Genomic DNA, 22,599 nt, shown 5'->3' with positions numbered 1-22,599 from the left:
AGTACAACATTGCCCTCATAACGATCAAACTTCGCCGCATACTCCAAAGCCGCAGAATCACCACCCAACTCAATCGAGGACAATATCTCTCGAACCGTCGCACTCACATCAGACGCGCCAGACGTGGCGGTGAGAGATGCGCGTTTGAGGTACTCTATGGGCATGGGGAAACCTTCTGTCTTGGTTGTGTCAGGGTTGGCCGCTCGTGCGATGGGCGCGATCCGCCCATACCAAATTCACACAGCTCAGCCAGAGATTACCTCAGGATTGGCGCAGCTCTGGCGCAGGCACAAGGGGCACGCGATGGCCGCTTTGGTTCTTCAGCAAAAATGCCGCCTTCCTTTGGGTTTTTGAAATTGAGAGCCCTGTTCAGGCCGCAAAAATGAGACGTCTCAAAAAACGCATGTCCGCAGGAATCCTGCGGCTCGCCCAGGCGGATCACCGTGGCGCAGAGATGAAGGAATGTTACAAAGTCGAAAGTCTTGCCAATTGCCCCGCTTCGCTTTTGTCCTAGCTGCATGCTACCGTTCCCGTGTGGTTCACAACCCGATGCGCTCTGCGCGACCAGACCAAAGGAAAGCACTTCATGTCTCATACTCTGACCACTTTGCTCGCCGCGCATGACGACGCTTTGCCCGCGCTTGGTGCACCGGATCGCGCTTGGTTGAGCTATGGCGCCTTGCGGTCATTGGCAAAGGACGTTGTGATAACGCTTTCAGGCTTTGGCATCAGTCCACGTGACCGCGTCGCAATCGTATTGCCCAACGGACCGGAAATGGCGGCGGCCTTTGTCACCATCGCACAAGCCGCCACCACGGCCCCGCTGAACCCGGCCTATAAACAGGACGAATACGAATTCTATCTGGAGGACCTGAACGCCAAAGCCTTGGTTGTGATGGCCGACGACGATGGCCCTGCGGTTGCCGCAGCGGCCAAGTTGGGTATCGCGGTGCTGCGAGCCCATGTGGCGGCAGACGCCCCCGCCGGCCACTTTACCCTGACCACAGACGGGCCCGTATCGGCGGTGCCCCCCCAGATCCCGACAGCAGACGATGTGGCCCTGATCCTGCACACCTCTGGCACCACCTCGCGGCCCAAGATCGTGCCGCTTTTGCACAGCAATCTGGTGGCCTCTGCCCGCAATATCCAAACGGCGCTGGCACTGACGCCAGAGGATCGATGCCTTAATGTCATGCCGCTCTTTCACATTCACGGGCTGATCGCTGCCGTCTCCGCCTCTCTTGCGGCTGGCGGATCGATCTGGTGCGCCCCGGGCTTTGACGCGCTGCGCTTTTTCGGCTGGATGCAGGCCGCACAGCCCACGTGGTATACCGCCGTGCCAACGATGCATCAGGCCATCCTGGCCCGCGCGCCGCGCAATGCTGAGACCATCGCCGCTGTTCCGCTCCGCTTCTTGCGCTCGTCCTCGGCTTCATTGCCGGCCCAGGTGATGACCGCGCTCGTCGAGACATTTGATGCGCCCGTGATCGAGGCTTACGGCATGACCGAGGCAACGCACCAGATGGCCTCCAACCCCCTGCCCCCACGCGCTCAAAAGCCCGGATCGGTCGGTGTTGCCGCGGGGCCGGAGGTGGGCATCGCCCATGAGATGGAAAACCGCCTGATCGACGGTATGGGCGAGATCGTGATTTCCGGCGACAACGTTACCCCGGGCTATGAAAGCAACCCGGAGGCCAATGCCAAGAACTTCTTTGAAGCGGATGGCAAACGCTGGTTCCGCACTGGGGATCAGGGCACGCTGGACGCTGATAGCTATCTCAGCCTGACCGGCCGCCTCAAGGAGATCATCAATCGTGGCGGCGAAAAGATCAGCCCGCTGGAAGTCGACGGCATCCTGATGGATCACGCGGCCGTGGCGCAGGTTGTGACCTTTGCCCTGCCCCATCCCAAACTGGGCGAAGAGGTCGCGGCCGCCGTGGTCCTGCGCGAGGGCGCAAAGGCAAGCGAGGACGACATCCGCGACTTCGCAGCCGAACGCCTCGCGGCCTTCAAAGTCCCGCGCAAGATCGTCATCATGGACGAAATTCCAAAGGGGGCGACAGGCAAGATGCAACGCATCGGATTGGCAGAGAAACTCGGCCTCGTCGATCCGGCCTGAGCGTCGCCCGAACAAAGGACACACATATGAAAATCTGCATATTCGGCGCGGGCGCTATCGGCGGCTATATGGGCGTGAAACTGGCGCAGGCGGGGGCCGATGTGAGCCTTGTGGCCCGCGGCCCGCATCTGGCCGCGATGCAGTCCAAAGGTCTCACCTTGCTGGAAGAGGGCGCAGACCCGGTGACAGTGCCCGTCACGGCAAGCGACACCCCTTCCGACCTTGGCCCTCAGGACTACGTTATTGTGACCCTCAAGGCCCATTCCGTGCCGCCCGTGGTAAAAACGATGCAGCCCTTGATCGGCCCGGATACGACGATTGTCAGTGGGGTGAACGGCCTACCTTGGTGGTATTTTCACAAGATAGGCAGCGATCTGGAAGGCACACGTCTGGGCACGGTCGACCCCGGCGATGCGCAATGGGAAGGGTTCGGCCCTGACCGGGTGCTGGGCTGTGTGGTCTACCCAGCGGCAGAAGTGTCCGAGCCGGGCACGATCCGACACATCGAAGGCAATCGCTTTTCCCTCGGCGAGCCGGATGGCAGCAAATCCGAACGGGCCATCGCACTGTCCAAGACCTTGATGGCTGCGGGCCTGAAAGCACCGGTTCGGCCGCGGCTCAGGGATGAGATTTGGGTCAAGCTTTGGGGGAACCTGTCGTTCAATCCGATCTCGGCACTGACCCATGCGACACTGGATGTGCTGTGCACTGATTCAGGCACCCGCGACGTGGCGCGCAACATGATGGTAGAGGCGCAAACCATCGCCGAAAAGCTGGGCGTGAAATTCCCGATCGACGTGGAGCGGCGGATTGACGGTGGCGCCGCCGTAGGCGCGCACCGCACCTCGATGTTGCAAGACCTGGATGCAGGCCGACCGATGGAAATCGACGCCTTGGTCGGATCAGTTCAGGAACTGGGGCGGATCACGAACACGCCAACACCAACCATCGACACGGTGCTGGCGCTGATCCAACTGCGTGGCAAAACGGCAGGGCTGTACTAAGTCAGATACGGCAGCGTGAGTAAAAAAGGGAAAATGGCGGAGGGGATGGGCCTGACATCCAACCTTCTCCGGACATTAGGGCATTGATATTGCTTGATTTAAAATAGCCGCCGCAAGCCAGTCGCACCGAAACGCTATCAGACAAGCGCGATGTCCGCCCCGCCTCCTTGGGCCAGGAGCGAGTTGTTTTGAGCTGTGGCGCTCTCCATTTTTACCATTATCTCCATCGAAAGCAGATCGACGTTCGTTCCGAGGAACGTGCCGGCTACCGGCGTGACCTGCGTGATGTTCCGGGCCACAGCGAGCGGTATCAAGTTTCCGGACCCGACGCTCCGGTTCGTTGGATCAAAGGAAATCCAACCAGCACCGGGGATAAATATTTCGACCCATGCATGGGTAGATCCAGAACCCGCCGACCCAACGAGGCTTATTTCGGAATCGGAGAGATAGCCCGAGACGATGCGGGCCCCCAGGCCAAGACGGCGGGCTGCCTCTGCAAGCAGCACCGCGAAATCGCGACACGAGCCCCATCCCCTTTCGAGAGTCTCGTTGGGCGACTGGGTACCTTCGTCATCTCGGCTCTGATAGGAAATCTGCGTGAAGACGCCATTGCTGATGTCCTTCAGCAGAGACAGCGTGTCGGTCGGGCGCCCCATTATAAAGCTCTCGGCCCATCGGGCAAAACGGTCGTCCGGGTCATCGTATTGCGGTGTCGTCAGCGCGCCCAGATCCGTCCATTCGTCGGGCGAATAGAGGAACGGGTACTCGATGGCAGAAGCGGAGATGGCAAAAACAGGCCAAGCCGGCGCGGTGATCTCCAGACTTGCGCGGCTCTCGATCACCAGATGATCTGTCGGAGTGTCAAAGAGTGCGGTCGCTATGGAATTGCCGGCGACATCGTGTGCCCAGGTTAGAGTGGCCTCGGGAGTAATGGACAGGTCGTGCGAGAACAGTCGCAGTTCCCGCGTTTCGCGCGGACGCAGCATCAACCTGTGCGGTCCGAGAGAGACCGCCTGACGGTATCGGTAGGTTGTAGTGTGAAGGATGTCGAGGCAGGCCAAAATGGGGTCCAGCGTGGTTCGAGGAAGACGGCACGCACGTCGGTGCGGATCAGCGGCGGCGCGATGACCCGGAGCTATCGGGCACAGCGTTTCGCCAGGCGTTCAATCCCTTGCAGCGCCGACAGATCCGCTCTCCGAACCCTTCGCTCCAGAAATGGGTTTCGCACCGCAGGCATTGGCGTTCCTGTGGAACGTCGCGCCGGGCCCGAACGGTCGTAATGTACGGCGTTGCGCCTTCCGCCATGGCCTTGCCAGACATCAAATCTGTCCCGCTAAGTGGCGGCTGCGCGATCGCGACAGCGTTTCCGATCTTGAAGGCATTCCTTCGTTTTCGGCGGCCCGGATTGACACATCGTCCCGGTTCCTTTGGGTGGTCGTCGTCGACACCGGCACATTCAGATCGGGACCGGGCGTCCCGCGGCCTGAATAGAGATGCCGCAGATGTGCTTCGGAGACGCCATCGGCCTCCATCACGAGGCGCACCATCGGATCCGCCAGCATTTCCTCGAGGAAGAAATCGGACAACGCCTTACCCGTCAGCTTGTCCCTGGCGCGTGCGTGGTCGAGGTCGGCAAGGGAAACGGTCAGTGTCCGCGCAAGCCCAGGATGCGATGTTCGGGGGTGAAGCTTCACCAGGACGGAGGCCTTCCACGCCTCGGGGTCCACTTGATCCGGGGGTGAAACCAACTCCGTTTCGATCTCGTACTCTCCCGCCGGGAGCGTCTCGGCAAAGCCTGGAACGGTGAACGGTCGGACGAAAACCGCAACGGTTCTGCTCGTAAGATCTTCCATCGGCGTAATCCTCTCCCTTGTTGTTTCTGTTGTCCGCGCGCCCCTTGAAAATGGGGCGCGCAGCCTGTGCAGGCCTCAAGATGTTTCTTATTTCGCTGGCGCTTCCTTGCCGACGGGCTTGGTCTCGTTCTCTTCGGCAGGGGTCTTCACGGTCTCTGCAGGCTTCAGCTTCAATGCGGCCGCCGCCCTGGCGGTCAGGTCCTTGAAGGACATGTCATCAATCCTCTGATTGGCCGGCGCCAAATCCTCATCCATGACGGACCGGGATGTTTGACATCGGTACTTTACATATGGGGATTGGCGACGTGATTTACGATGGTGTATCGAGAAGGAGGCCAAGATCAATCAGGCCAATTCATCTGTCCAGACCTTGAATTCCGTCAAAATGTTGTCCCCAAATGTCTGGGTCAAAGGCACATCGGCGGCATCGCGGCCGCGCGCGATCAGAATTCTCGCAAACCTCGGCTTGTTGTTGCGCGGGTCGAACATGTGCCATTCACCAGCGAGAAAGACTTCCATCCACGCGGCAAAGTCCCCCGGCGGATGAGGCAGCGGTTCACCGATATCGCTCAGATATCCGGTGCAGTAACGTGCCGGAATATTCATGCAGCGGCACAGGGCGATAGCGAGATGGGCAAAATCGCGGCAGACGCCCTGTCGCTCAACCATCGTCTGCGATGCGGTGCGCGTCGCTTTCGCCTGCATGTAGTCGAAGCGGACATATTCGTGCACGAAATCGCAGATCGCCTGGATGCGGGACCAACCGGGTTCCGTGGTCTCGAAAAGTCGCCAGGCTTCCTCCGAGAGAAGATCAGTATCGCAATACCGGCTCCCCTGCAGGAACACGAGTGTCTCGAACGGCAGATCCTGAACCGCGTGCTGCTGCGCATCAGGAAAGACGGGATCGGGCTGGCCGGTATCGCGGAAGATGCCGTCTGTCGACAGGGTGAAGTCGCCCTCCGGAGCCAGCATGCGGGTACACCAATTGCCGAAGCCATCCCGGTAGCTTTCGAGCGGCATGCTCGGGGAGGTCACGAGATAATCCGCGCGCTCGAGGTCGCCGAAGCGCGAATAATGGACGTTCAGCAGCGCGATCAGCGGCGTCGGCTGGGGGAAGCTGTATCGCAGACGACACCCAATGCTGACCCGCATGCCAGACGCGCGGCCGCGCTTTGTCATGTCACGATCACCGACCAAGAATGCACGCCCCGTCGGAGAGCCGAACGTCCCGGTAGGCTGCGGCCATTTTCAGGGTTCTAGAAATCGTCAAGTTCTGGAACCTTCCCAAGCCTTACGAGGAACCTCGGTTCGCCGACTTCTCCACTGGCTGGATCTTCCGTCACCATGTAGGCGTCCGCGCCTGCGCAATCCTCTGATTGAGCCTCTCGATCGGCTCTGTTTTGTGCTTCTGAAGCTGTGGAATATTCAAGTTGCTTGGCAATTTTCAGGCCAGTCTGCCCGTTGCGCCCAGCTTTCATTTCGACATAAGTCTGGCAGATATAGTGGGTTTTTTCTGAGGGTCGCTCTGCGTTTGTCATGGAAGGTTCCTTGTGATCGGCAGGGACGTTGGGAAGTTCTGTGAGCAGCCCTTGATTGAAGCGACCATTGCCCGGCGGAGCACATCACGCGAACATAGCCGCCGAAGTTCAACTACCGGGTCGAAGCGGCTTTCGAGCGACGCGATTTAGACGCTGCTGAATCTTTGGTTACAGGTGGCGTGTTTGCTTCTCTTTCAAGGCGGGCGTTGCGCAACCGGGAATTCTTGGCGTCACGTTGTTCCGTTTCTTCGTCGACCATTTGTCTGACGACACGCGTCGTCTTATCCATCGCGGTTTCCGGTTTGGAGTCATACACTTTGAACAGATTTTTTTTTGTAAGTTTCGTCAATTTTCAGTTTCCTTTGTGGTTTAAGGTCGGCCGGACCAAGCGAGGTCTTTCAAACCAGCGCCAAGTGTTCGACCTTGCCCCGTGTGCGCCGTGATAGGCGTGTGGGTGGATCGCCCAGTAGTTTCACTTCGATGTCTGGTGCGGCCATGGCATGCATCAACGCATTGTAATTCATCTGGAATCTTACCTCGGAACCCACCTTTGGCAGAGGTCGAGCCGTTCCAATGACAAGATGATCGCTCGTCGCACCGATCAATGTGCTTCCAAAAGGCATTGAGAGCCCCAGAATGTCGGTGTCCTGATGTCCCATCGCGAGGATCATGCGGGCGGAAGCTCTACTGGCTGTCACAATGCGAAGTCGTTCCCTAGTTGGATCGATGAGGGCGATAGGGAAAGGTGGAGGTTTTGCGTCCGTTTCAATAACTTCGGCAACAAGCGTGAAGGCGTCCGTGTGCATCCCGTCGATCCGGTCTCCGGACACAGGTTCAACACCCAGAAGGATTGCCTCACCAAGACGGAGATCGTTGACGCGACCCGTCGCGCGTTCACCAAGCGCCCAGGGCAAGTTGGCTGAGTTGCCACCAGACACGATCTTGAGGAAAGGGCCGCACACCCCCTCGATCTCATTTGCGAGGTCGCAAAGAGCTGACATTTGAGACGCCGTGGGAGCGCGCCCGTTCAAACACGCAAAGTTTGCGCATATCCCTTTCAACGCAACCCCGGGCATTTGCATGACCTGCTGCGCAATATCTGCCAGATTTTCCGGTAGTATCCCGTCGCGCTGATCGCCCATTTCGACCATGAGGACTACACCGTGAACTTTACCGGTGCGGATCGCGGCAGCAGCCAGTGCCGAAATGACCAAAGTCTCTGTGTTGTAGCTCACTTCGCAGGACTGAACGACTTGATCGGCCTGGCTTATCATCGGCGTACGGATCAGGGTGATAGGGCCTGTCATGCCTGCCGCACGTTGCTTTTGCACATTGCTGATACGTGCATCTGCAAGCCCCACGGCCCCGCCATCGAGCATAGCTTGAGCGATCGCAGGATGCCCGCAGACAGCCTTGGTCACGCCTGTGACGCCGATCCCACGCGGGCCCAATCGCTTGACAAGTGTGTGCGTATTGCGACGTATCTTGGCCAGGTCCACTTCGATGCGCGGGCAACTCATATCGCGGCCACGGGCGCCCCTTGCATCAAACCCGGATATGCAGCGACCACCATCGCATGCAGATGTGCAACGGGCCTGGCCAATGCATCGGTAACGGGCAACCCGAGTTTGTGTGATTGGGCCGCGATGGTTTCGGTGATTTCAACCTCTGTCATGCCTTCATGATTGAGGGTGACACCGATGACCTTTGTATCGGCAAAGGCTTCGATCAAGGCGATCTCACTGTCGGCAGAAGGCATCGGCATATTGGGAAAGTCACAGCGATGTGCACGTTTGGGCGCGTGCTGAAGGATGACCGCGTCCGGCTGGCTCCCCCGAAGGATAAAGGCTGAAGTGCAAAACGCGGGATGGCTGAGTGCACCCTGGCCTTCGATCAGAATGACATCCGGTTGTTCCGCTTCAGAAGCGGCAACAATCGCGCCTTCAAGCTCACCGCAGCAGAACTGGGGCGGCACGGCATCCATTGCGATACCGTATTTCGCGCCTTGCATCAGGCCGGTCTGGCCCGTGCCGACAAGGACCGTCTTGATGTCGCTGGCATTCAGGACCTGTGCCAATACGGTCGCCGTTGTCCGCTTTCCAATTGCGCAATCGGTTCCCAGAATGGCAATCCGCAGCGCTTTAATACCGGCGACACTGCCATCAAACAGGCGCATGTCCTTGCTGGGTTTTGGCTTACGGATGTCGCGGATCGTGACATTGCGAACTGACGCAGCGTTGGCTATTTCTGTGTCATCGCATAGATATTCATGCAGCCCGCTCACGATGTTCATTCCAAGCTCAATCGCTTGGAGAACAACGCCTCGGTCCGCAGTCGAGAGACGCCCTGTTGAAGGGGCCATCCCATAGATCAGAGTATCGGGAAGGGCGGTTTCATGGGCAACTGCGGCGTCCAGATGACCAAAGATAGGTATGCTGTTGCTGACAGCATCCAGAACGGTCCCGCTGTCTTGGCCGCTACAGGTGCTGTCGATGACAGAAAGGATACGATACGCTTGCGAATGGCGCACAAGGCCATTTGCCGTTTTGCCATCGATTTGCGCGAAATTCCCTTCGCAATAGACGACCGCCGTCGGTGAGGACGTGATCTGCCTGCCTGACGTCAAGCCTGCGGGTTTGATCTGTTTCATTGGAGGTGCTTGCGGTCCCCTGATAGGGCGGCGGATGGTATCAACAATTTCAGATTTGGTTTCCATTGTGGTTCTCTTTCACAGGTTGGCACGGAGGGCAGAATTGCCCTCGCATGTGCATTTTGAATGGGAATGGTGCCGTGGCGCGCGCCTAGTTGTTAAGGACGCACAGCCCCTTTGATTTTTGGAAATTTTTGTTGCATTCCCAGCGGTTTCCCGACCTGTCCAGGTGCGCATTTTCCGGAACATCAATCAACTCGCATGTCTCGCCAGAGGCGACGTATCCACGATCGCACTTCCACCCTGTGCCATAGGTTGCGTCGTCAAAATATGCATTTGCGGGGATCGCGACGGCTTCGCAATGACCAGCCTGTTCGAAGAAGCCGCGCTCACAAGTCCAGGGCTGACCGTATCCTGATCCATTCAGATAGGCGTTGGCCGGAACCGCGATGGCCGTACACCGGTCGCCCGTTGTTTCAAACCCGCGTTCGCACGTCCACGTGGAGCCATATGAGGCATCTGCCAAGTACGCATTTGCTGGCAGCACGATTTCCTGACATGTTTCATTGACCTTGATGTAGCCGCGTAAACACCGCCACCGTTCGCCGGAGGGGTCCAAGAACCCACCTTCGGGCACCTCTACTGCAACGCATGCAGCTTCATCGGTTCTGCGAAACCCATGCAGACATTCCCATCCGGACCCGTAGGACCGGTTCGTGTCATATGCGTTTTGCGGCACGACCACAGCGACGCAGGCATTCTCGTTCAGGCGGAACCGGATATTACATTCCCATCCATCACCGTAACTTTTGGCACTGGCGTTGTCAGGCATTGGCTGACCGGCGGTTTGTCCAAATGCAGGGAGTGCAAAAAGCAAGACCGCCAAAATCGAACCGATAAATAGGGCCATGACCGTTGGTGTTTGCGCAGGGACACAGGCAGCAATTGCATGTGGGCCGCGAGGCTCTCTGAGTTGTGATTTACGATCCATCTAACTCGAGCCCCGCAAGGCAGGCGTCTGCCAAATCCCGGCTCGGGGCCTCAGTGCCAGGCAATGTGGCCCAGCCAGTTTCCATCATCGCGTTGCGCCGTTGGAAGTTGGAGGTTTCTCGCAGCGTTGCCAGTATTTCGACGCGGTCCGCATCAGCTTCTGAAAGGCCCAGACAGACCGGCACCATGGCCAAGATGACTTGCTCTGCGGCAAAGCTATCAGCCATCTCCTGCGCACCGCCTGCAGTTGTCCAGCCGCCCCAGGTGAAGCCAAGAATAGAGACGGCAACCGCACCAACCAAGGCACCATAGACACCGGGTTTCGTCCATTCGGGAGTATTCATGTTTCATCCTCCTGCGGGGAAAGCGCCGCATCGCTGTGATCGTTCTTCTTGTTTGCGCCCCGGTCCCGGCTCAGCGCCTCTTTCAGATCACTGTCAGATGTTGCGCGTAACTCGGAGCGTCCCGCATGACGGCCCCTGCCGCGCACCGTCAGGTAGGTCGCCGTCCGACGGTAAGCCTCGAAGCTCAACCCCTGGAGAAGCTCTTCTTCGACGAGAACTTCGTAGTCACCGGCAGGCAATTCGCCCGGATATCCCGACAAGGTGAACGGGTTCGAAAACGTCACCGTCGATCTGGTCGACCGCATGGTCATCTCTGGCCTCCGCAATGTTGGCAGATTCGTCGCTCATCACTGTCAACGGTCCCGTGAAGTCGGGGACGGACCAGTCGAACGACTTCTCCTCTTGTACCTCGGGATCGTCCAACTGGCGCTGATGCATGTTAGTCCCGGGCACCGAACCGGCTGCGACCTTCCTGGGGGCAGTCGTCCGCACTGACCTGTGTAAGGGCGGCGAGACCGACCTGCGCGTATCCTTTGGGAAACAGGGGCGATCTGCGTTCCTGCAACCAAGGAATGGAATGACAATGGCCAACCCCAATGTACTCAACCCTCACCCACCCGAGTTTGATCGGTTTCTCTATGCGTCCGTCGGCGAGGATCGAAACGGATATGTCGTGACAGTCCTCTCCACGCTCGCGCGGCTCGGCCTCGATCCATGGAAAGAAACCGCTGAGTTGGTCGCTCTGGGGCGCGATGCGGCGCGAGCGCGGTTGGGAACGCTGCTTACTCGATTTCCGGATGTTCCCACGCTCGAAAGCGATCACGGCAGGGTCGCAGGAGACTTGAGCCAGCTGCTTCCGGAAAGCCCGCCGTCGCAGACCCTGAAGCGAGCTGCCTCGACGGTCGCCGACGGCCGCTTGGGCAAAAGCGGGGTAATCTGGACGATACTCGCGATCGTCTTTTTACTGTATCAGGTGATGTCGACTGTCGGGTCGGGATCAGGTCCATGACCGTTTCCGCTCAGACATCGACGCCAATGGGTCATTCCGCGCACAAGACCGGGACGCTATCGCCGCGCGAACAGGGCGTTCTCTGGGACATGGAGGAACACTTCTGGACCAGTGGCGCCGACAACGCGCGGGCGACGACAGCGAACAACGCCATCATGATCTTCCCTTATCCGCCCGGCATCCTCCAGGGCGACCAGATCTGGACCCATCTAAAGCAGAGCACCGGCTGGCGCTCCGTCGTCATGGCCGAACGTCGCGTCACGCGGTGTCATGACGTCGCCATTCTCACCTACCGTGTCTCAGCGGAGAAAGCCGGCGTACCGATCTACAAAGCACTCTGCGCCTCAACATACCTCAACGATGACGACACCTGGCTGAGGATCTCCCACCAGCAAACCATTGTGACCTGAGTGCCGCAGCGTCATTCGACCTGCCGCACGCGCCGGGACTAACCTGCGTCAGTGCGGCGGGGCGTTGATATCGGCTAGGTGAGATGTGCCCGCCGAATATTTGGTGAGGCATTTTTTTCCGAGTACCCGAGAAGCGTGTGGGCGTGTTGAACCCGAAAGGGTCGGCATGTCGGCGCGCTTCTTATTTTTCGGAACGTCCATGAAAGGACATTCCCAATGACACCCGAACAGACAAAGACAGCCGACAAGATGAAGTCAGTGAAAGCCGCCTGGGACAAGGCACCCACAGGCCCGAAGAAGGATTCGGCGCTGAAGCATTACCAGGCTGCTGAGAAGGCAAACACGGCGAAGAACGACGCCGAGACCAACAAGGAACTCGACGCGGCGACCCACGCCCTCGCCTGACCTTCGGCGTCTGACCTGATCACCGGGGCCGCCTGCCAAACAAGGGAGGGCGGCCCTCTCATTTCAAGAGCGGTCCGATCTGATCCAGATAGGCCGGATCGAATTCGGCAAGGTCCACCAGACGGTCATGATCATGAATCGTGACATGACCGTCCCGGAAAGTGACACTCCCGCTCTCGCGAAGCTGCCGCAGGACCCGGTTCACGTGAACCGCACTCAGACCCAGGGCATCGGCGAGGTGGTATTGCGTCAGCGGACAGTCGTACCCTTCCCTGCTTCCCATGCCGACCAACGCCAAACGCGATGCCAGCTCCAGGAGAAAATGCGCCATCCGGGCGTCCGCATCACGCCGACCAATCCCGACGAGATGCTCCACAACCATCGCCTCGTCCCTTGACGCCGCCCAGAGAATTGCGGTCGCCAGGCGTGGGGTCTGCGCGAACGCTTCCAGAAGGTCGCTGCTCAGCACTTCGGCCGCCTCGATGTCCACGATGGGTTCGAAGCTGTGGTCCGAGGTGCGCAAGAGAACGCTCCGCAACCCCAGGAAATCCCCGGGCACTTGGAAATCCACGATCTGCCGCGTCCCGTCGGCCTGTAGCTTGTAAGAACAGACCCAACCCGCAGACAGAATATAGGCAGCCTGAGCTGTCTGGCCCTGATGCACCATATCGCGCCCCGCGACGAAGGATCGACGACGCTGGTGCAGTCGTTCAAGCACGGCCAGCTCGACATCAGACAGGGCGACGAAGGCCGAAAGCTTGCGGGTCAGGGGGCTGTGTTCAACTGATGTCATGGGGTCTCCCGGAGCGTCGTAAACCAAGAGCGGAAATCGGCCCGGACACTGCTCTGGATCAGTCCAGCATAGCGAAGTTCCTGCGAGAAGTACGGATCAATCTGAATTTCAACTTCCCGCGGTTGAGGATGCACCAGAAGGAATATGAGCATGTCCACGACGAGCGAACATGCAGGCCAGGCCGCCCTATCGATCTGCGAGGCGCTCCTGCTTGCCTTGAACGATCGCGGGCTGCTGCCGGAGCACGAGATCGTGGGGGTTCTTCGCGACGCCGCAGCGACGCATGAGAACGCAGTCGGGACCGACCCCGAAACGGAAAGGCACCGAGCCGTCGCAGACTTGATCAACGCGATCATTGCTGGCGGTAACTCTGTTCGGCGCTTGTGACGTCAAGCTTCAACAGTGGGCGGGAGCATTTATGGATATGCACTCATGGAAAGCAAAAAAGATATTCTTTGAGGCGCTATTGTAGAACCGCTGCTGAGTCATCAGTTCAATAATATTGGCACTCGGGTATGGCGAGTACCAAAGCACATCCGAACATCGCCATGCTCCCCTAAACAGCCGAATAAGGAGCACTTACGTGTCGTTCACTCCACTCCACGACCGGGTTCTCGTCCGCCGCATCGAAGGCGACGCGAAGACCTCAGGCGGGCTCATCATCCCTGACACCGCAAAAGAGAAGCCACAGGAAGGTGAAATCGTCGCGGTCGGCGCTGGCGCCAAGGACGAGGATGGCGAGCGTATCGCCATGGACGTCAAGGCTGGCGACCGGATCCTGTTTGGAAAATGGTCAGGGACCGAAATTAAACTCGACGGCGAAGATCTCATTATCATGAAGGAGAGCGATATTCTCGGCGTCATGGCCTGACCCCGACAGCAACGCCGAAATTTCATTCTCAGGAGCACCCGACCATGTCCGCAAAAGACGTCAGATTCAGTACAGATGCCCGTGACCGCATGCTGAAAGGCATCAACACGCTGGCCAACGCCGTGAAGATCACTCTCGGCCCCAAGGGCCGGAACGTCATCCTCGACAAATCCTGGGGTGCGCCGCGCATCACTAAAGACGGTGTTACCGTCGCCAAGGAAATCGAGCTGTCCGACCATTTCGAAAACATGGGCGCGCAGATGGTCAAGGAGGTCGCGCAGCGCACCAATGACGAAGCTGGCGACGGAACCACTACCGCGACCGTACTTGCCCACGCGATTGTCCGGGAGGGCATGAAGTCGGTCGCGGCCGGCATGAACCCGATGGATCTCAAGCGCGGGATCGACAAAGCCGTCGCATCGGTTGTGGCCGAGATCAAGACCATGTCCCGACCCGTAGGCGACAGCGACGAGATCGCGAAGGTCGGCGCCATTTCGGCGAACGGAGAGGTCGCGATCGGCCGTCAGATCGCCGATGCGATGGCCAAGGTCGGCAATGAGGGCGTGATCACCGTCGAGGAAAACAAGGGGCTGGAGACCGAAACCGAAGTGGTCGAGGGCATGCAGTTCGACCGCGGCTATTTGAGCCCCTACTTCATCACGAACGCTCAGAAGATGGTCGTCGAACTGGAAGACTGCGTCATCCTTCTGCACGAGAAAAAGCTGCCCTCGCTGGCCCCGATGGTGCCCTTGCTCGAAGCGGTCATGCAAGCGGACAAGCAGCTCTTGGTTGTCGCCGAAGATATCGATGGCGAAGCGCTCGCCATGCTTGTCGTGAACAAACTCCGCGGTGGGCTGAAGGTCGCGGCCGTCAAGGCACCTGGCTTCGGGGATCGTCGCAAGGCGATGCTGGAAGACCTCGCAATTCTTACGGGCGGCCAGGTCATTTCAGAAGAACTCGGAGTTAAGCTCGAGAACGTTACGTTGGACATGCTGGGTGTCGCCAAGAAGATCACCATCACAAAGGACGCAACGACAGTGATCGATGGAGCGGGCGACAAGGCGGCCATCGCCGCGCGCGTGTCTCAGATCCGCACGCAGATCGAAGACACCACGTCGGATTACGACAAGGAAAAGTTGCAGGAACGTCTTGCGAAACTTGCAGGCGGCGTCGCCGTCATCAAAGTCGGCGGGGCAACCGAAATCGAAGTCAAGGAGCGCAAGGACCGCGTGGATGACGCCTTGAACGCAACCCGCGCCGCCGTTCAGGAAGGTGTCGTGCCCGGTGGCGGCGTGGCCCTCGTTCATGCCGGCAGGGTGCTGGCGACGCTGAAGGGTGAGAACACTGATCAGGATTCCGGGATCAAGATCGTCCGCCGCGCGATCCAGGCACCGCTGCGCCAGATCGCCGAAAATGCCGGGGTCGATGGTTCTGTCGTTGTCGGGAAGGTAATCGAGAACAACAGCCCAAACTTTGGATTCGACGCGCAGGCCGAGAAATACGGCGACATGCTGAAGGCCGGTGTCATCGATCCGACGAAGGTCGTCCGAATCGCACTTGAGAACGCCGCGTCCATTGCAGGGCTGTTGATCACGACGGAGGCGATGGTCGCGCAGAAGCCTGGGAAGGCCGGTGCAGGCAGCGAAATGTCCGACATGGGTGGAATGGCCGGAATGATGTGAACGTCTACGTCCTGCGGTCAGGAGGCTCGGGACGCGAAACCAAATTCCTGATGAGCATGAACACCGATCAATTCGTCAGAAAAATCCAGAACCAGGAGAAACTGAAATGACCAAAGGTGACAAACGACGTGGAAACCGTGAAGTGAAAAAGCCCAAGAAGGTGAAGGAAAAGGTCGTCGCGACAGCCGACTTCACGAAGGGCAAGACTTTGACCAATCTTGGCGAGCACAAGAAGAAATAGGTAGCGGCACAATTATTTCTCCGTCACTGCAGACGGCGCCGGGTGGCGGCGCGTCCAGGCGACATGCTCCATCGGGCAGCCTATGGTCCGAATAAAAATCGACGAAGGAAAGTTACCGGAGAGAATGCGCAAGACACGTATTTGATCGAGCCGCCGCGAGTTAGCGAATGCAACCGAGAGCTTGGACTCGCATCACGGCGTAGTCGCTCAGCATCGCCACTATCGCAGAGCCCTCCGGCAGCAGGGCCAGCTCGTCGGCCGCTCGCGCCTGGAACTCCCTGCTGTACTCGACGACCGGCGGACACGCCCCTGGCCCGCTACCGTCAGAACCGACCGTCGCGCAACCGGTCAACCAACTCGTCGCGATTACGAGGACGGCGCGCCGCTGCCTCGAGCATCCGTCTTTGGGCGTCATGGGTTTTCTCCATGGTTTCGAGCTGCTCTGCCAGTCGGCCGGCACGCTCGCCGGAGCGGCGCAGGGTCAGCAAGAACAGAAGGATCGCGAAGGCTGTGACGGCGGAACGGAGCGCTGCGCGTGCCCATGCCGATCCGACGAGCGCAGCGAGGAGGTCGCCGATCATCGCCGCCCCCGCTTCCAGTCGTCGAGGCGGGCATAGATGGTGACCGCGATACCGCCGAGCGCGACGGCGATGAACATCCAGCGGAGCGTGTCGAGATACGGCACGAGCGGCAGGATGGCGGTCTGGGTCTCTGCCAGGACGCCTTGCGCCACCTCGACCCCGGCTGCGCCCAACGTTGCCACGCCAGCCGCGCCACCGCCCTTCATGGTGCGGCTGTCGGCCAGCACTTCGCGCGCTGGTGGAGTTTCTTCGGCGAATGCAGTCGCGCGGACTGGGAAGCGCTCACCCCATTGGCGCGTGGGTCCGAGATCGACATGCATGAACCCCGAGCGCGGATAAAATCCAAACCCGAGGAAACCAACCGCACGTGCCGCCGTCTCGAACGCCGCCGGATCGTGGTTCGTCATGGCAATGTCGAAAGCCGCACCGTCCATGTGCTTGGACCGGGTGGCACCGCCGACGGCGCGGTTGTGCTCGGGGCTGCGGTAGGCGGAACGCACGATCAGCGGCTTGCCCAGCCGGTCGCGGAGTGCCTGCAGCTTGTCGAGCGCGGGCTCGTTGATTAGCAGCTTGCCGGTGCCCCGGCAGGCGATCTCCGCCGGGCTGAAACTCGGCCAGCGCCAGGTGCTCTCAGGCAGGTCGCGCCAATGGTTGTGGAAGGTCGTCGTCATGGGGTCCTCCGAAACGAAAGAACCCGCCTCGAAGGGCGGGTCATTGCGGGCTGATGAATGGGGATGGGGTGCCGCTACGGGCCGCCGCCGAAGATCTTGAGCTTGATGGCGATGCCCGCAAGCAGCGCCAACATGACGCCGGTGGTGATCATGCGGACGGCGGTCTGCATCGCGGTGCGACGCACCAGCCGGACACAGTCTAGCAATGATCGCAGATCCCGGATATCGAGCGCCGCCTCTTCACCATCCAGGCCGACATCGGCGAGCGCGCGCTTTGCACCTTTCTCGGCAGCGCGTGCCAGCATCGCCTCGAACTCGGCGTCGGGCATGCGCACAAAGCCCTGATCTGATCGGGGTGGTGTCATCTGGAGTCCTCCCGCCGCTCAGCCGACCTTGCAGCCCCAGAAGGACGTACGGTCGGCGGCGAAGTAGCCGTCCGCGACCCGGAAATACCCCTGCAGCTCGACGGTATCGCCCGCGGTGAGCGGCACCATGGTCTGTAGCCAGATCGCGGTGGCGAGCGAGACGTGAGTGGCGGAGATTTCGCCGAGGGAGCCGCGGATCTCGGTCGTGCCGTTCAGAACGAGCCGCCCGCGCATGCGCGCCGTGGCGCTGGCATTGATCTTGTAAAGCAGCGTCGCGCCGAAGAGGTAGGTGCCGTCCACGGGCGCTGTGAACAGGTTGGTCCCGGCATCAAAGGCACCCTGATCGTTATAGTCGGTGTTGTTGAGGCCGATCTTCGTCCAGGTCCCGACGCCCACATAGTTGTCGTAGTTCGTATACGCCTTGAAGCGCGGCAATTGCGGCTGATCGACGATGCCGTTCGCGTTGTCGACGCTGAGCCCGTCGAAGAAGGTGCTGCCGTCGGCGGAGACCGCAAGCCGGAACCTGTCGGAGCCGAACATTCCCACCAGTGCCTTGGTCACAAAGCCGGTCTGCAGGGTCAGCCCGAGATCGTCGCCGGCCGCCTCCTTGTTCATCTTGTAGAACAGATCGCCGGTGCCGCCCTCGGCGACGGTCTTCGCCGTCCAGAGCGCGGCATTCAGCTTGGCCGAGAACGGGTTCGACGCGTCCGCCGTCGTGCCAAGTCCCAGCAGCGCGAGGTTCTGCAGCGATGCCGGGGTTGTCCCGACCCAGCCGGACCCGTCGTAGACCAGCAGCAGGCCTTCGTCCTCGACCCATGCCCGCCAGCCGGTGCGCGGCGGCAAACGTAGCCACGCCCCGTCCGTCCAGAGCGCAACATTCAGGTCCCAGCCCGCCCAGTCGCCCGTGCCGCCGCTGGCGACAATGAACCGGTCGCCATCGGCCGGGCTGCCGGGCGGCGCGGTCAGATCCCGGTCGAGAACGGAGAGTTGCACAAGCCCGTCGAGCAGCCGCAATGCCTCGTTGAGGGTGACATGCTTCTGTGCCTGCGCCGCCAGGATGTACGGGAGCAGCAGGTTGGTCGTGGTGTCGGACATAGCGGTCCTCAGAGTTGGAGCGTGATGGTTTTGGCCGCGCCCCGCCCGACGAGGGCGGAGAGCTGGAAGAGGCGGATATCGAGCGTGTCGCCTGGCCCGAGCGGCGCACCCCAATCGGCTGTTTGCTGGGCGGCCGCGTAGATCGCACTGGGCGTGGTCGCGCTCAGCACCCGCTTCACCGTGGCGCCGTCGAGGATCTCGACTTCATAGGCTTCGACCTCCTCAGTCAGCGGCACCTCCACCGCGCCCCAGCTGTCGGCTGCGAGGGCCCGGGACCGCCGCGTCCAGCGGATCGTCAGATCGCCCGGCGCACGTGGTTTGCGCCATGGCTGCTCGACATGGGCGACTGAGAACGGCCGCAGACCCACGCCAACCGGGTTGAAGGAGGCCGCGACATATGTCTCGTCGCTGACAGACCGGCTTGCAGGACCGATGCGCCAGTTCCACGGCAGCCCGAGATCGGCCTCGGCGATCGGGAGGGACGCAAGTGCCTCGTCGAGTACTACCACCCGAGCGCCTGCAAGAGCCGGATTAGCCATGGCCGTTTCCGTGCCGCGCTGGCCACGAAGCAGGCGCATCATTCGATAACGGCCCGGCGCAATCAGGTCTGCCACGCCGGCCTGCACGATTTCCCACGTGCCGGGTGCGCTCTCGATGGCCAGCGCATTGGCCCCGCCGAACAGCGTCAGGTCGGTGACATTCTCCAACGTGCCCGAGAGCAGATCGACCGCGAGGACGTTGCCGAGATCGAAGCGCGACGTCGGCCCCGCGTAGAAGTCCGAGACCAGCGCGCCGATCCGGGCCCGCGTCCCGAAGCTGGTGAGCAGTTCGAAGCCGTCAGTCGAGGGGCTGCGAAACACCGCCATCTCGCCGGGCCAAGGCACGGCATGTGCGGCCGCGAATGGGCGATGCGCAGGCTGATCTTCGGTCAGCTGCGGCAGGTCCAGCAACACCACCTCTGGTGCCCCGAACACAACGGCTTTTGACAAGGACGATGGTCGTGGTGACCCGGGTGGCAGATCGTGGGCTTCCCGGTCCTGACGGACAGATTCGATCCCACGGGCCTCCGCGTCGGCGATGGAGACAAGCCGCAGCGGGACGGCGCGACCGTCATGGGCGAGTGTGACGACGTCCGCCGGATCGAGCGCGAGGCGCGACGGCGGCAGGCGGAAGACGGCGCTCTCGCGGCCGGTCCAGGCTTCCATGAGCGCGCGGCGGCAGCGACGCTCCGCTTCCTCGGGCGGAACCGCCATCGGGAAGGACTCCGAGGCAATCCGCGTGGTGTCGACGGTGATGCGCCGGGCCTCGACCTGTGCGGCCTCGTAATCCTCGTCGGCGCGGGCGACCTGCCATTTCAGCGCCTGCGGCAGTTCCGTCTCCTGGCCGCGCGTCAGTTCCAGAACGTCGCCGTCGCGAGCGGCCACCAGATCCTCGGGCGCAAGGGTGGCGACGGAGGCCCGGCCGCGCATGACGAAGCGGATCACGCCCTCGGTTTCCACCGCGTCGAAGCCGAAATGCCGCGACAGCGTGGTGATCGAGGCGCGCGGGCTTTCGAGCGCCGTGATGGCGTAGCCCTCGACCGCACCCCAAAGGCCCGTGACATCGATCCGGGACTCCGGCATTCCAGCCCGCAGGCAGAGATGCCGGACAAGCGCGGCAAGCGACACAGCACCCAGCCGCCCCGTCAGCCAGTGGCCGAGCCGCCAGTTCGCGCCGTCCGTCCAGATGTCGGTCAGCGCCGGAAAGAACGGATAGGGCCGCGCGTCCCAGGTCCAGGCGGCGCATTCGGGGACATGCACCATCCGGCCGCCATAGACCGAAGACACTGGGTTGTTCGCGGCCTCGCCCCACCAGAGATACGTCGCCTCGAGATAGGCCCGCTGGATCGCGTCGTCGCGCCAGCCCCGCGAAAAATGCGGCGTGAAGCTCTCGGACGATTTCGGGTCGAAGAAGACGTTCGGCTGGTTGGTACCGCGATCGATGGCGGGGCAGCCGAGTTCGGTGAACCAGATCGGCTTCGATTGCGGTGTCCATGCCGTCGAACTCCCGCTCTCGACCCCGCCCGGACGATTGTAATGTGGGTTCGACCACCAGGCGCGCAGATCCTTGTAGCGGAAGACCCACGGCTTGGCCGCCGCACCATCGGTGATCTGGGTACGGACCTGTGCAGTGCGATCCGCCGCGCTGGCATAGAACCAGTCGAAGCCTTCGCCGCCCGCGATGTTCCCCTGCAGATAGGCTCGGTCATAGATCGCGGGCCAGCCCTCGGCCGCGTCCGCATGCTCGAACCCGTCCCTCCAGTCGGAGAGCGGCATGTAGTTATCGATGCCGACAAAATCGATCTCCGGATCGGCCCAGAGCGGGTCGAGATGGAAGAACACATCGCCCGAACCATCGCCCGGCTGGTGTCCGAAATACTCCGACCAGTCAGCCGCATAGCCGATCTTCGTCCCCGACCCGAGGATCGAGCGCACATCCGCAAGCAGATCGCGATAGGCCTGCACGGCCGGATAGGTGGATGCGCCCGAGCGGATCGTTGTCAGCCCCGGCATCTCTGTGCCGATCAGGAAGGCGTCGACCCCGCCCGCCGCCGCGCAAAGATGGGCATTGTGCAGCACCATGCGCCGCAGGCCCCAGTCGCCGGATGGCCCGTTCCACGAAACCGACTGACCCGAGACGCTGAAACTGCCGGGTGTCGCGGCACCGAACAGCGCCGCGACCTGCGAGGCGGCCGTCGCGGTCATGTCCACCGATCCCGCGTAGCCTGCGGCGGGAGAACAGGTGATCCGGCCCCGCCAGGGGAATGCGGGCTGCCCCGTCTCGGTGGCATTGTCGGAATACGGGTTCGGCAGCGTGTTCCCGAGCGGCACGTCCATCAGGATGAAGGGATAGAAGGTGACGCGCAGCCCGCGCGCCTTGATCTCCCGGATTGCCTGCACCACGGCAAAATCGGCGGGCGTGCCACCATAGACCGGGCGATCCTGATCGTCGCGGCTGACCAGAAAGGCATTGGCGCGGCTGACGCCATTCACGGACCATGCCGACGGCGTTGTGGTTTTTGCGGAGACCTCGACGCCCGGCCGCACCTTGCAATTGCCTGCCCGCAGATCGTCGCCGAACCAGGCGACCACCAGCGACACGCTCTCGACCTTCGGCGCCATGGCCTGCAGCCGGTCCAGCGCCACCACCATGTCGGCGGTGTCGGTCAGCGCGTTGAGGTTCTCGGGCTCGGACGACCCGCCGCTGCCCTTCCGGATGCCCTGCGTGGCATAGGCGAACTCGCCGGATGCCGGGATCATGATGACCGCCTGCGTGAGACCCTCTGCCGTGTCCGGATCAGCCAGCGGGCGGAATACCTCGAAACTCAGTTGCGGGATGCGGTTGCCATAGTTGCCGAGCGGCAGGTCCTCGAAAACGACATAGGCGGTGCCGCGATAAGCGGGCGTGTTGGCCGCGCCCATCTTGGCTGTAATGAACGGATCAGCCGTCTGACTCTCATCGCCTGGATACCAGCGCCATGTAATCCCGGCGGTGTCCAGCAGCTTGCCGTCGGCCCAGATGCGGCCAATGCCGGTGATCGGCCCCTCGCAGAGCGCGACCGCGAAGCTCGCATAGTAGAAGTACTCGGTCGTCTTGACCTTGCCGCCACCCCCACCGCCCTTGCCGCCGCCCTGCGTTGTGGTCTTTGTTTCCTCGCGAAAATCCGTCGCCCAGACGATGTTGCCGCCAATCCGCATACGGCCATAGAGGCGTGGGATCACCGCCCCTTCGGTGGCCGAGGTGATGCGCAGATTGTCCAGCCGCGCACCTTCGATCCGCTGAGTTGGCGCCAGTGACGAGATGATCCAGCTGTCCACGACCGAGCCAATGGTGGAGCCGATGAAGCCACCGATGGTGGCCGCGCTGACGCCGAGGATTGCGCCGCCAATGCTGCCACCAATGGCAGCGCCAGCGGCACCGAGAACGAGGGTGGCCATG

26 protein-coding genes and 1 pseudogene are annotated in these 22,599 nt (G+C 61.1%); 9 read left to right on the top strand and 18 right to left on the bottom strand.

Annotated features, from left to right (window positions below):
- Positions 1–164, bottom strand: a pseudogene (locus Q1A44_RS17240) (histidinol dehydrogenase); the annotation flags it as partial.
- 422 nt (positions 165–586) lie between these two features.
- On the opposite strand from Q1A44_RS17240, the gene Q1A44_RS17235 reads away from it, so the two are divergent.
- The gene (locus tag Q1A44_RS17235) at positions 587–2,119 is read left to right on the top strand and encodes an acyl--CoA ligase (protein WP_299627741.1); all 1,533 of its coding nucleotides are present in this window, start codon (positions 587–589) and stop codon (positions 2,117–2,119) included.
- 26 nt (positions 2,120–2,145) lie between these two features.
- Entirely contained in the window at positions 2,146–3,123 is a 978-nt protein-coding gene (locus tag Q1A44_RS17230; RefSeq protein WP_299627739.1) for a 2-dehydropantoate 2-reductase, read from the top strand.
- A gap of 137 nt (positions 3,124–3,260) precedes the next feature.
- Here the strand turns inward: Q1A44_RS17230 and Q1A44_RS17225 are convergent, their stop codons facing one another.
- The 11 genes from Q1A44_RS17225 to Q1A44_RS17175 form a co-directional block, all read right to left on the bottom strand.
- A complete protein-coding gene (locus tag Q1A44_RS17225) occupies positions 3,261–4,184 on the bottom strand; it encodes a transglutaminase family protein (protein WP_299627738.1) in 924 nt (307 codons plus the stop codon).
- A gap of 258 nt (positions 4,185–4,442) precedes the next feature.
- Positions 4,443–4,976, bottom strand: coding sequence for a hypothetical protein (locus tag Q1A44_RS17220; RefSeq protein WP_072506902.1), 534 nt, complete (start codon positions 4,974–4,976; stop codon positions 4,443–4,445).
- An 87-nt stretch (positions 4,977–5,063) separates the two neighbouring features.
- The gene (locus Q1A44_RS17215; protein WP_299627732.1) at positions 5,064–5,231 is read right to left on the bottom strand and encodes a hypothetical protein; all 168 of its coding nucleotides are present in this window, start codon (positions 5,229–5,231) and stop codon (positions 5,064–5,066) included.
- Between the two features lie 90 nt (positions 5,232–5,321).
- Positions 5,322–6,155 carry a transglutaminase family protein gene (locus Q1A44_RS17210; RefSeq protein WP_299627730.1) on the bottom strand — a complete coding sequence of 278 codons (834 nt, stop codon included), beginning with the start codon at positions 6,153–6,155 and terminating at the stop codon, positions 5,322–5,324.
- Between the two features lie 77 nt (positions 6,156–6,232).
- A complete protein-coding gene (locus Q1A44_RS17205; protein ID WP_299627728.1) occupies positions 6,233–6,514 on the bottom strand; it encodes a hypothetical protein in 282 nt (93 codons plus the stop codon).
- Between the two features lie 112 nt (positions 6,515–6,626).
- Positions 6,627–6,863, bottom strand: a complete 237-nt coding sequence (locus Q1A44_RS17200) for a hypothetical protein (RefSeq protein ID WP_299627726.1) — start codon at positions 6,861–6,863, stop codon at positions 6,627–6,629.
- Positions 6,864–6,912: 49 nt separating this feature from the next.
- Positions 6,913–8,034 carry an alanine/ornithine racemase family PLP-dependent enzyme gene (locus Q1A44_RS17195; protein WP_299627724.1) on the bottom strand — a complete coding sequence of 374 codons (1,122 nt, stop codon included), beginning with the start codon at positions 8,032–8,034 and terminating at the stop codon, positions 6,913–6,915.
- A complete protein-coding gene (locus Q1A44_RS17190) occupies positions 8,031–9,164 on the bottom strand; it encodes a DUF1611 domain-containing protein (RefSeq protein ID WP_299627722.1) in 1,134 nt (377 codons plus the stop codon). The genes Q1A44_RS17195 and Q1A44_RS17190 overlap by 4 nt, the downstream gene beginning before the upstream one ends.
- Positions 9,165–9,315: 151 nt before the next feature.
- Positions 9,316–10,074 (bottom strand): hypothetical protein, encoded by a 759-nt coding sequence (locus Q1A44_RS17185; protein WP_299627720.1) that lies wholly within the window; start codon positions 10,072–10,074, stop codon positions 9,316–9,318.
- Between the two features lie 70 nt (positions 10,075–10,144).
- Positions 10,145–10,498 carry a hypothetical protein gene (locus Q1A44_RS17180; protein ID WP_299627718.1) on the bottom strand — a complete coding sequence of 118 codons (354 nt, stop codon included), beginning with the start codon at positions 10,496–10,498 and terminating at the stop codon, positions 10,145–10,147.
- Positions 10,495–10,809: a hypothetical protein gene (locus Q1A44_RS17175; RefSeq protein WP_299627716.1), complete on the bottom strand. Its 315-nt coding sequence runs from the start codon at positions 10,807–10,809 to the stop codon at positions 10,495–10,497. The genes Q1A44_RS17180 and Q1A44_RS17175 overlap by 4 nt, the downstream gene beginning before the upstream one ends.
- A 272-nt stretch (positions 10,810–11,081) precedes the next feature.
- Here Q1A44_RS17175 and Q1A44_RS17170 point away from each other — a divergent pair, with 272 nt between their 5' ends.
- The 3 genes from Q1A44_RS17170 (at position 11,082) to Q1A44_RS17160 (ending at position 12,322) form a co-directional block, all read left to right on the top strand.
- Positions 11,082–11,507, top strand: coding sequence for a hypothetical protein (locus Q1A44_RS17170; protein WP_299627714.1), 426 nt, complete (start codon positions 11,082–11,084; stop codon positions 11,505–11,507).
- A complete protein-coding gene (locus tag Q1A44_RS17165; protein WP_299627712.1) occupies positions 11,504–11,917 on the top strand; it encodes a hypothetical protein in 414 nt (137 codons plus the stop codon). Before Q1A44_RS17170 ends, Q1A44_RS17165 begins: the two co-directional genes overlap by 4 nt.
- 216 nt (positions 11,918–12,133) lie before the next feature.
- Positions 12,134–12,322 carry a hypothetical protein gene (locus Q1A44_RS17160; RefSeq protein WP_215267165.1) on the top strand — a complete coding sequence of 63 codons (189 nt, stop codon included), beginning with the start codon at positions 12,134–12,136 and terminating at the stop codon, positions 12,320–12,322.
- Between the two features lie 58 nt (positions 12,323–12,380).
- Here the strand turns inward: Q1A44_RS17160 and Q1A44_RS17155 are convergent, their stop codons facing one another.
- Positions 12,381–13,115 (bottom strand): Crp/Fnr family transcriptional regulator, encoded by a 735-nt coding sequence (locus tag Q1A44_RS17155; RefSeq protein ID WP_299627707.1) that lies wholly within the window; start codon positions 13,113–13,115, stop codon positions 12,381–12,383.
- Between the two features lie 150 nt (positions 13,116–13,265).
- Here Q1A44_RS17155 and Q1A44_RS17150 point away from each other — a divergent pair, with 150 nt between their 5' ends.
- The 4 genes from Q1A44_RS17150 to Q1A44_RS17135 all read left to right on the top strand — a co-directional run bounded on the left by Q1A44_RS17150 (position 13,266) and on the right by Q1A44_RS17135 (position 15,909).
- Positions 13,266–13,502 (top strand): hypothetical protein, encoded by a 237-nt coding sequence (locus Q1A44_RS17150; RefSeq protein ID WP_102870781.1) that lies wholly within the window; start codon positions 13,266–13,268, stop codon positions 13,500–13,502.
- Between the two features lie 196 nt (positions 13,503–13,698).
- On the top strand, positions 13,699–13,986 hold the full coding sequence (locus Q1A44_RS17145) for a co-chaperone GroES (protein WP_299627701.1): 288 nt from the start codon (positions 13,699–13,701) through the stop codon (positions 13,984–13,986).
- Positions 13,987–14,030: 44 nt separating this feature from the next.
- On the top strand, positions 14,031–15,668 hold the full coding sequence (groL, locus tag Q1A44_RS17140; protein WP_299627699.1) for a chaperonin GroEL: 1,638 nt from the start codon (positions 14,031–14,033) through the stop codon (positions 15,666–15,668).
- A 106-nt stretch (positions 15,669–15,774) separates the two neighbouring features.
- Positions 15,775–15,909: a hypothetical protein gene (locus Q1A44_RS17135; RefSeq protein ID WP_299627697.1), complete on the top strand. Its 135-nt coding sequence runs from the start codon at positions 15,775–15,777 to the stop codon at positions 15,907–15,909.
- Positions 15,910–16,232: 323 nt separating this feature from the next.
- Here the strand turns inward: Q1A44_RS17135 and Q1A44_RS17125 are convergent, their stop codons facing one another.
- The 5 genes from Q1A44_RS17125 to Q1A44_RS17105 all read right to left on the bottom strand — a co-directional run bounded on the left by Q1A44_RS17125 (position 16,233) and on the right by Q1A44_RS17105 (position 22,598).
- Entirely contained in the window at positions 16,233–16,490 is a 258-nt protein-coding gene (locus Q1A44_RS17125) for a hypothetical protein (RefSeq protein WP_299627693.1), read from the bottom strand.
- Complete coding sequence (locus Q1A44_RS17120) at positions 16,487–17,161, bottom strand: D-Ala-D-Ala carboxypeptidase family metallohydrolase (protein ID WP_299627692.1); 675 nt, start codon at positions 17,159–17,161, stop codon at positions 16,487–16,489. Before Q1A44_RS17120 ends, Q1A44_RS17125 begins: the two co-directional genes overlap by 4 nt.
- A 74-nt stretch (positions 17,162–17,235) precedes the next feature.
- A complete protein-coding gene (locus tag Q1A44_RS17115; RefSeq protein ID WP_200878943.1) occupies positions 17,236–17,490 on the bottom strand; it encodes a DUF6127 family protein in 255 nt (84 codons plus the stop codon).
- Between the two features lie 54 nt (positions 17,491–17,544).
- Positions 17,545–18,621: a DUF2793 domain-containing protein gene (locus Q1A44_RS17110; protein ID WP_299627689.1), complete on the bottom strand. Its 1,077-nt coding sequence runs from the start codon at positions 18,619–18,621 to the stop codon at positions 17,545–17,547.
- Positions 18,622–18,629: 8 nt separating this feature from the next.
- Positions 18,630–22,598, bottom strand: a complete 3,969-nt coding sequence (locus tag Q1A44_RS17105) for a glycoside hydrolase TIM-barrel-like domain-containing protein (RefSeq protein WP_299627687.1) — start codon at positions 22,596–22,598, stop codon at positions 18,630–18,632.
- Position 22,599 lies beyond the last annotated feature (1 nt).

The organism is uncultured Tateyamaria sp., assembly GCF_947503705.1.
GTDB lineage: Bacteria > Pseudomonadota > Alphaproteobacteria > Rhodobacterales > Rhodobacteraceae > Tateyamaria.
Note: the sequence above shows the minus strand (reverse complement) of the source record. Positions and strands in the feature narration are given on the sequence as shown.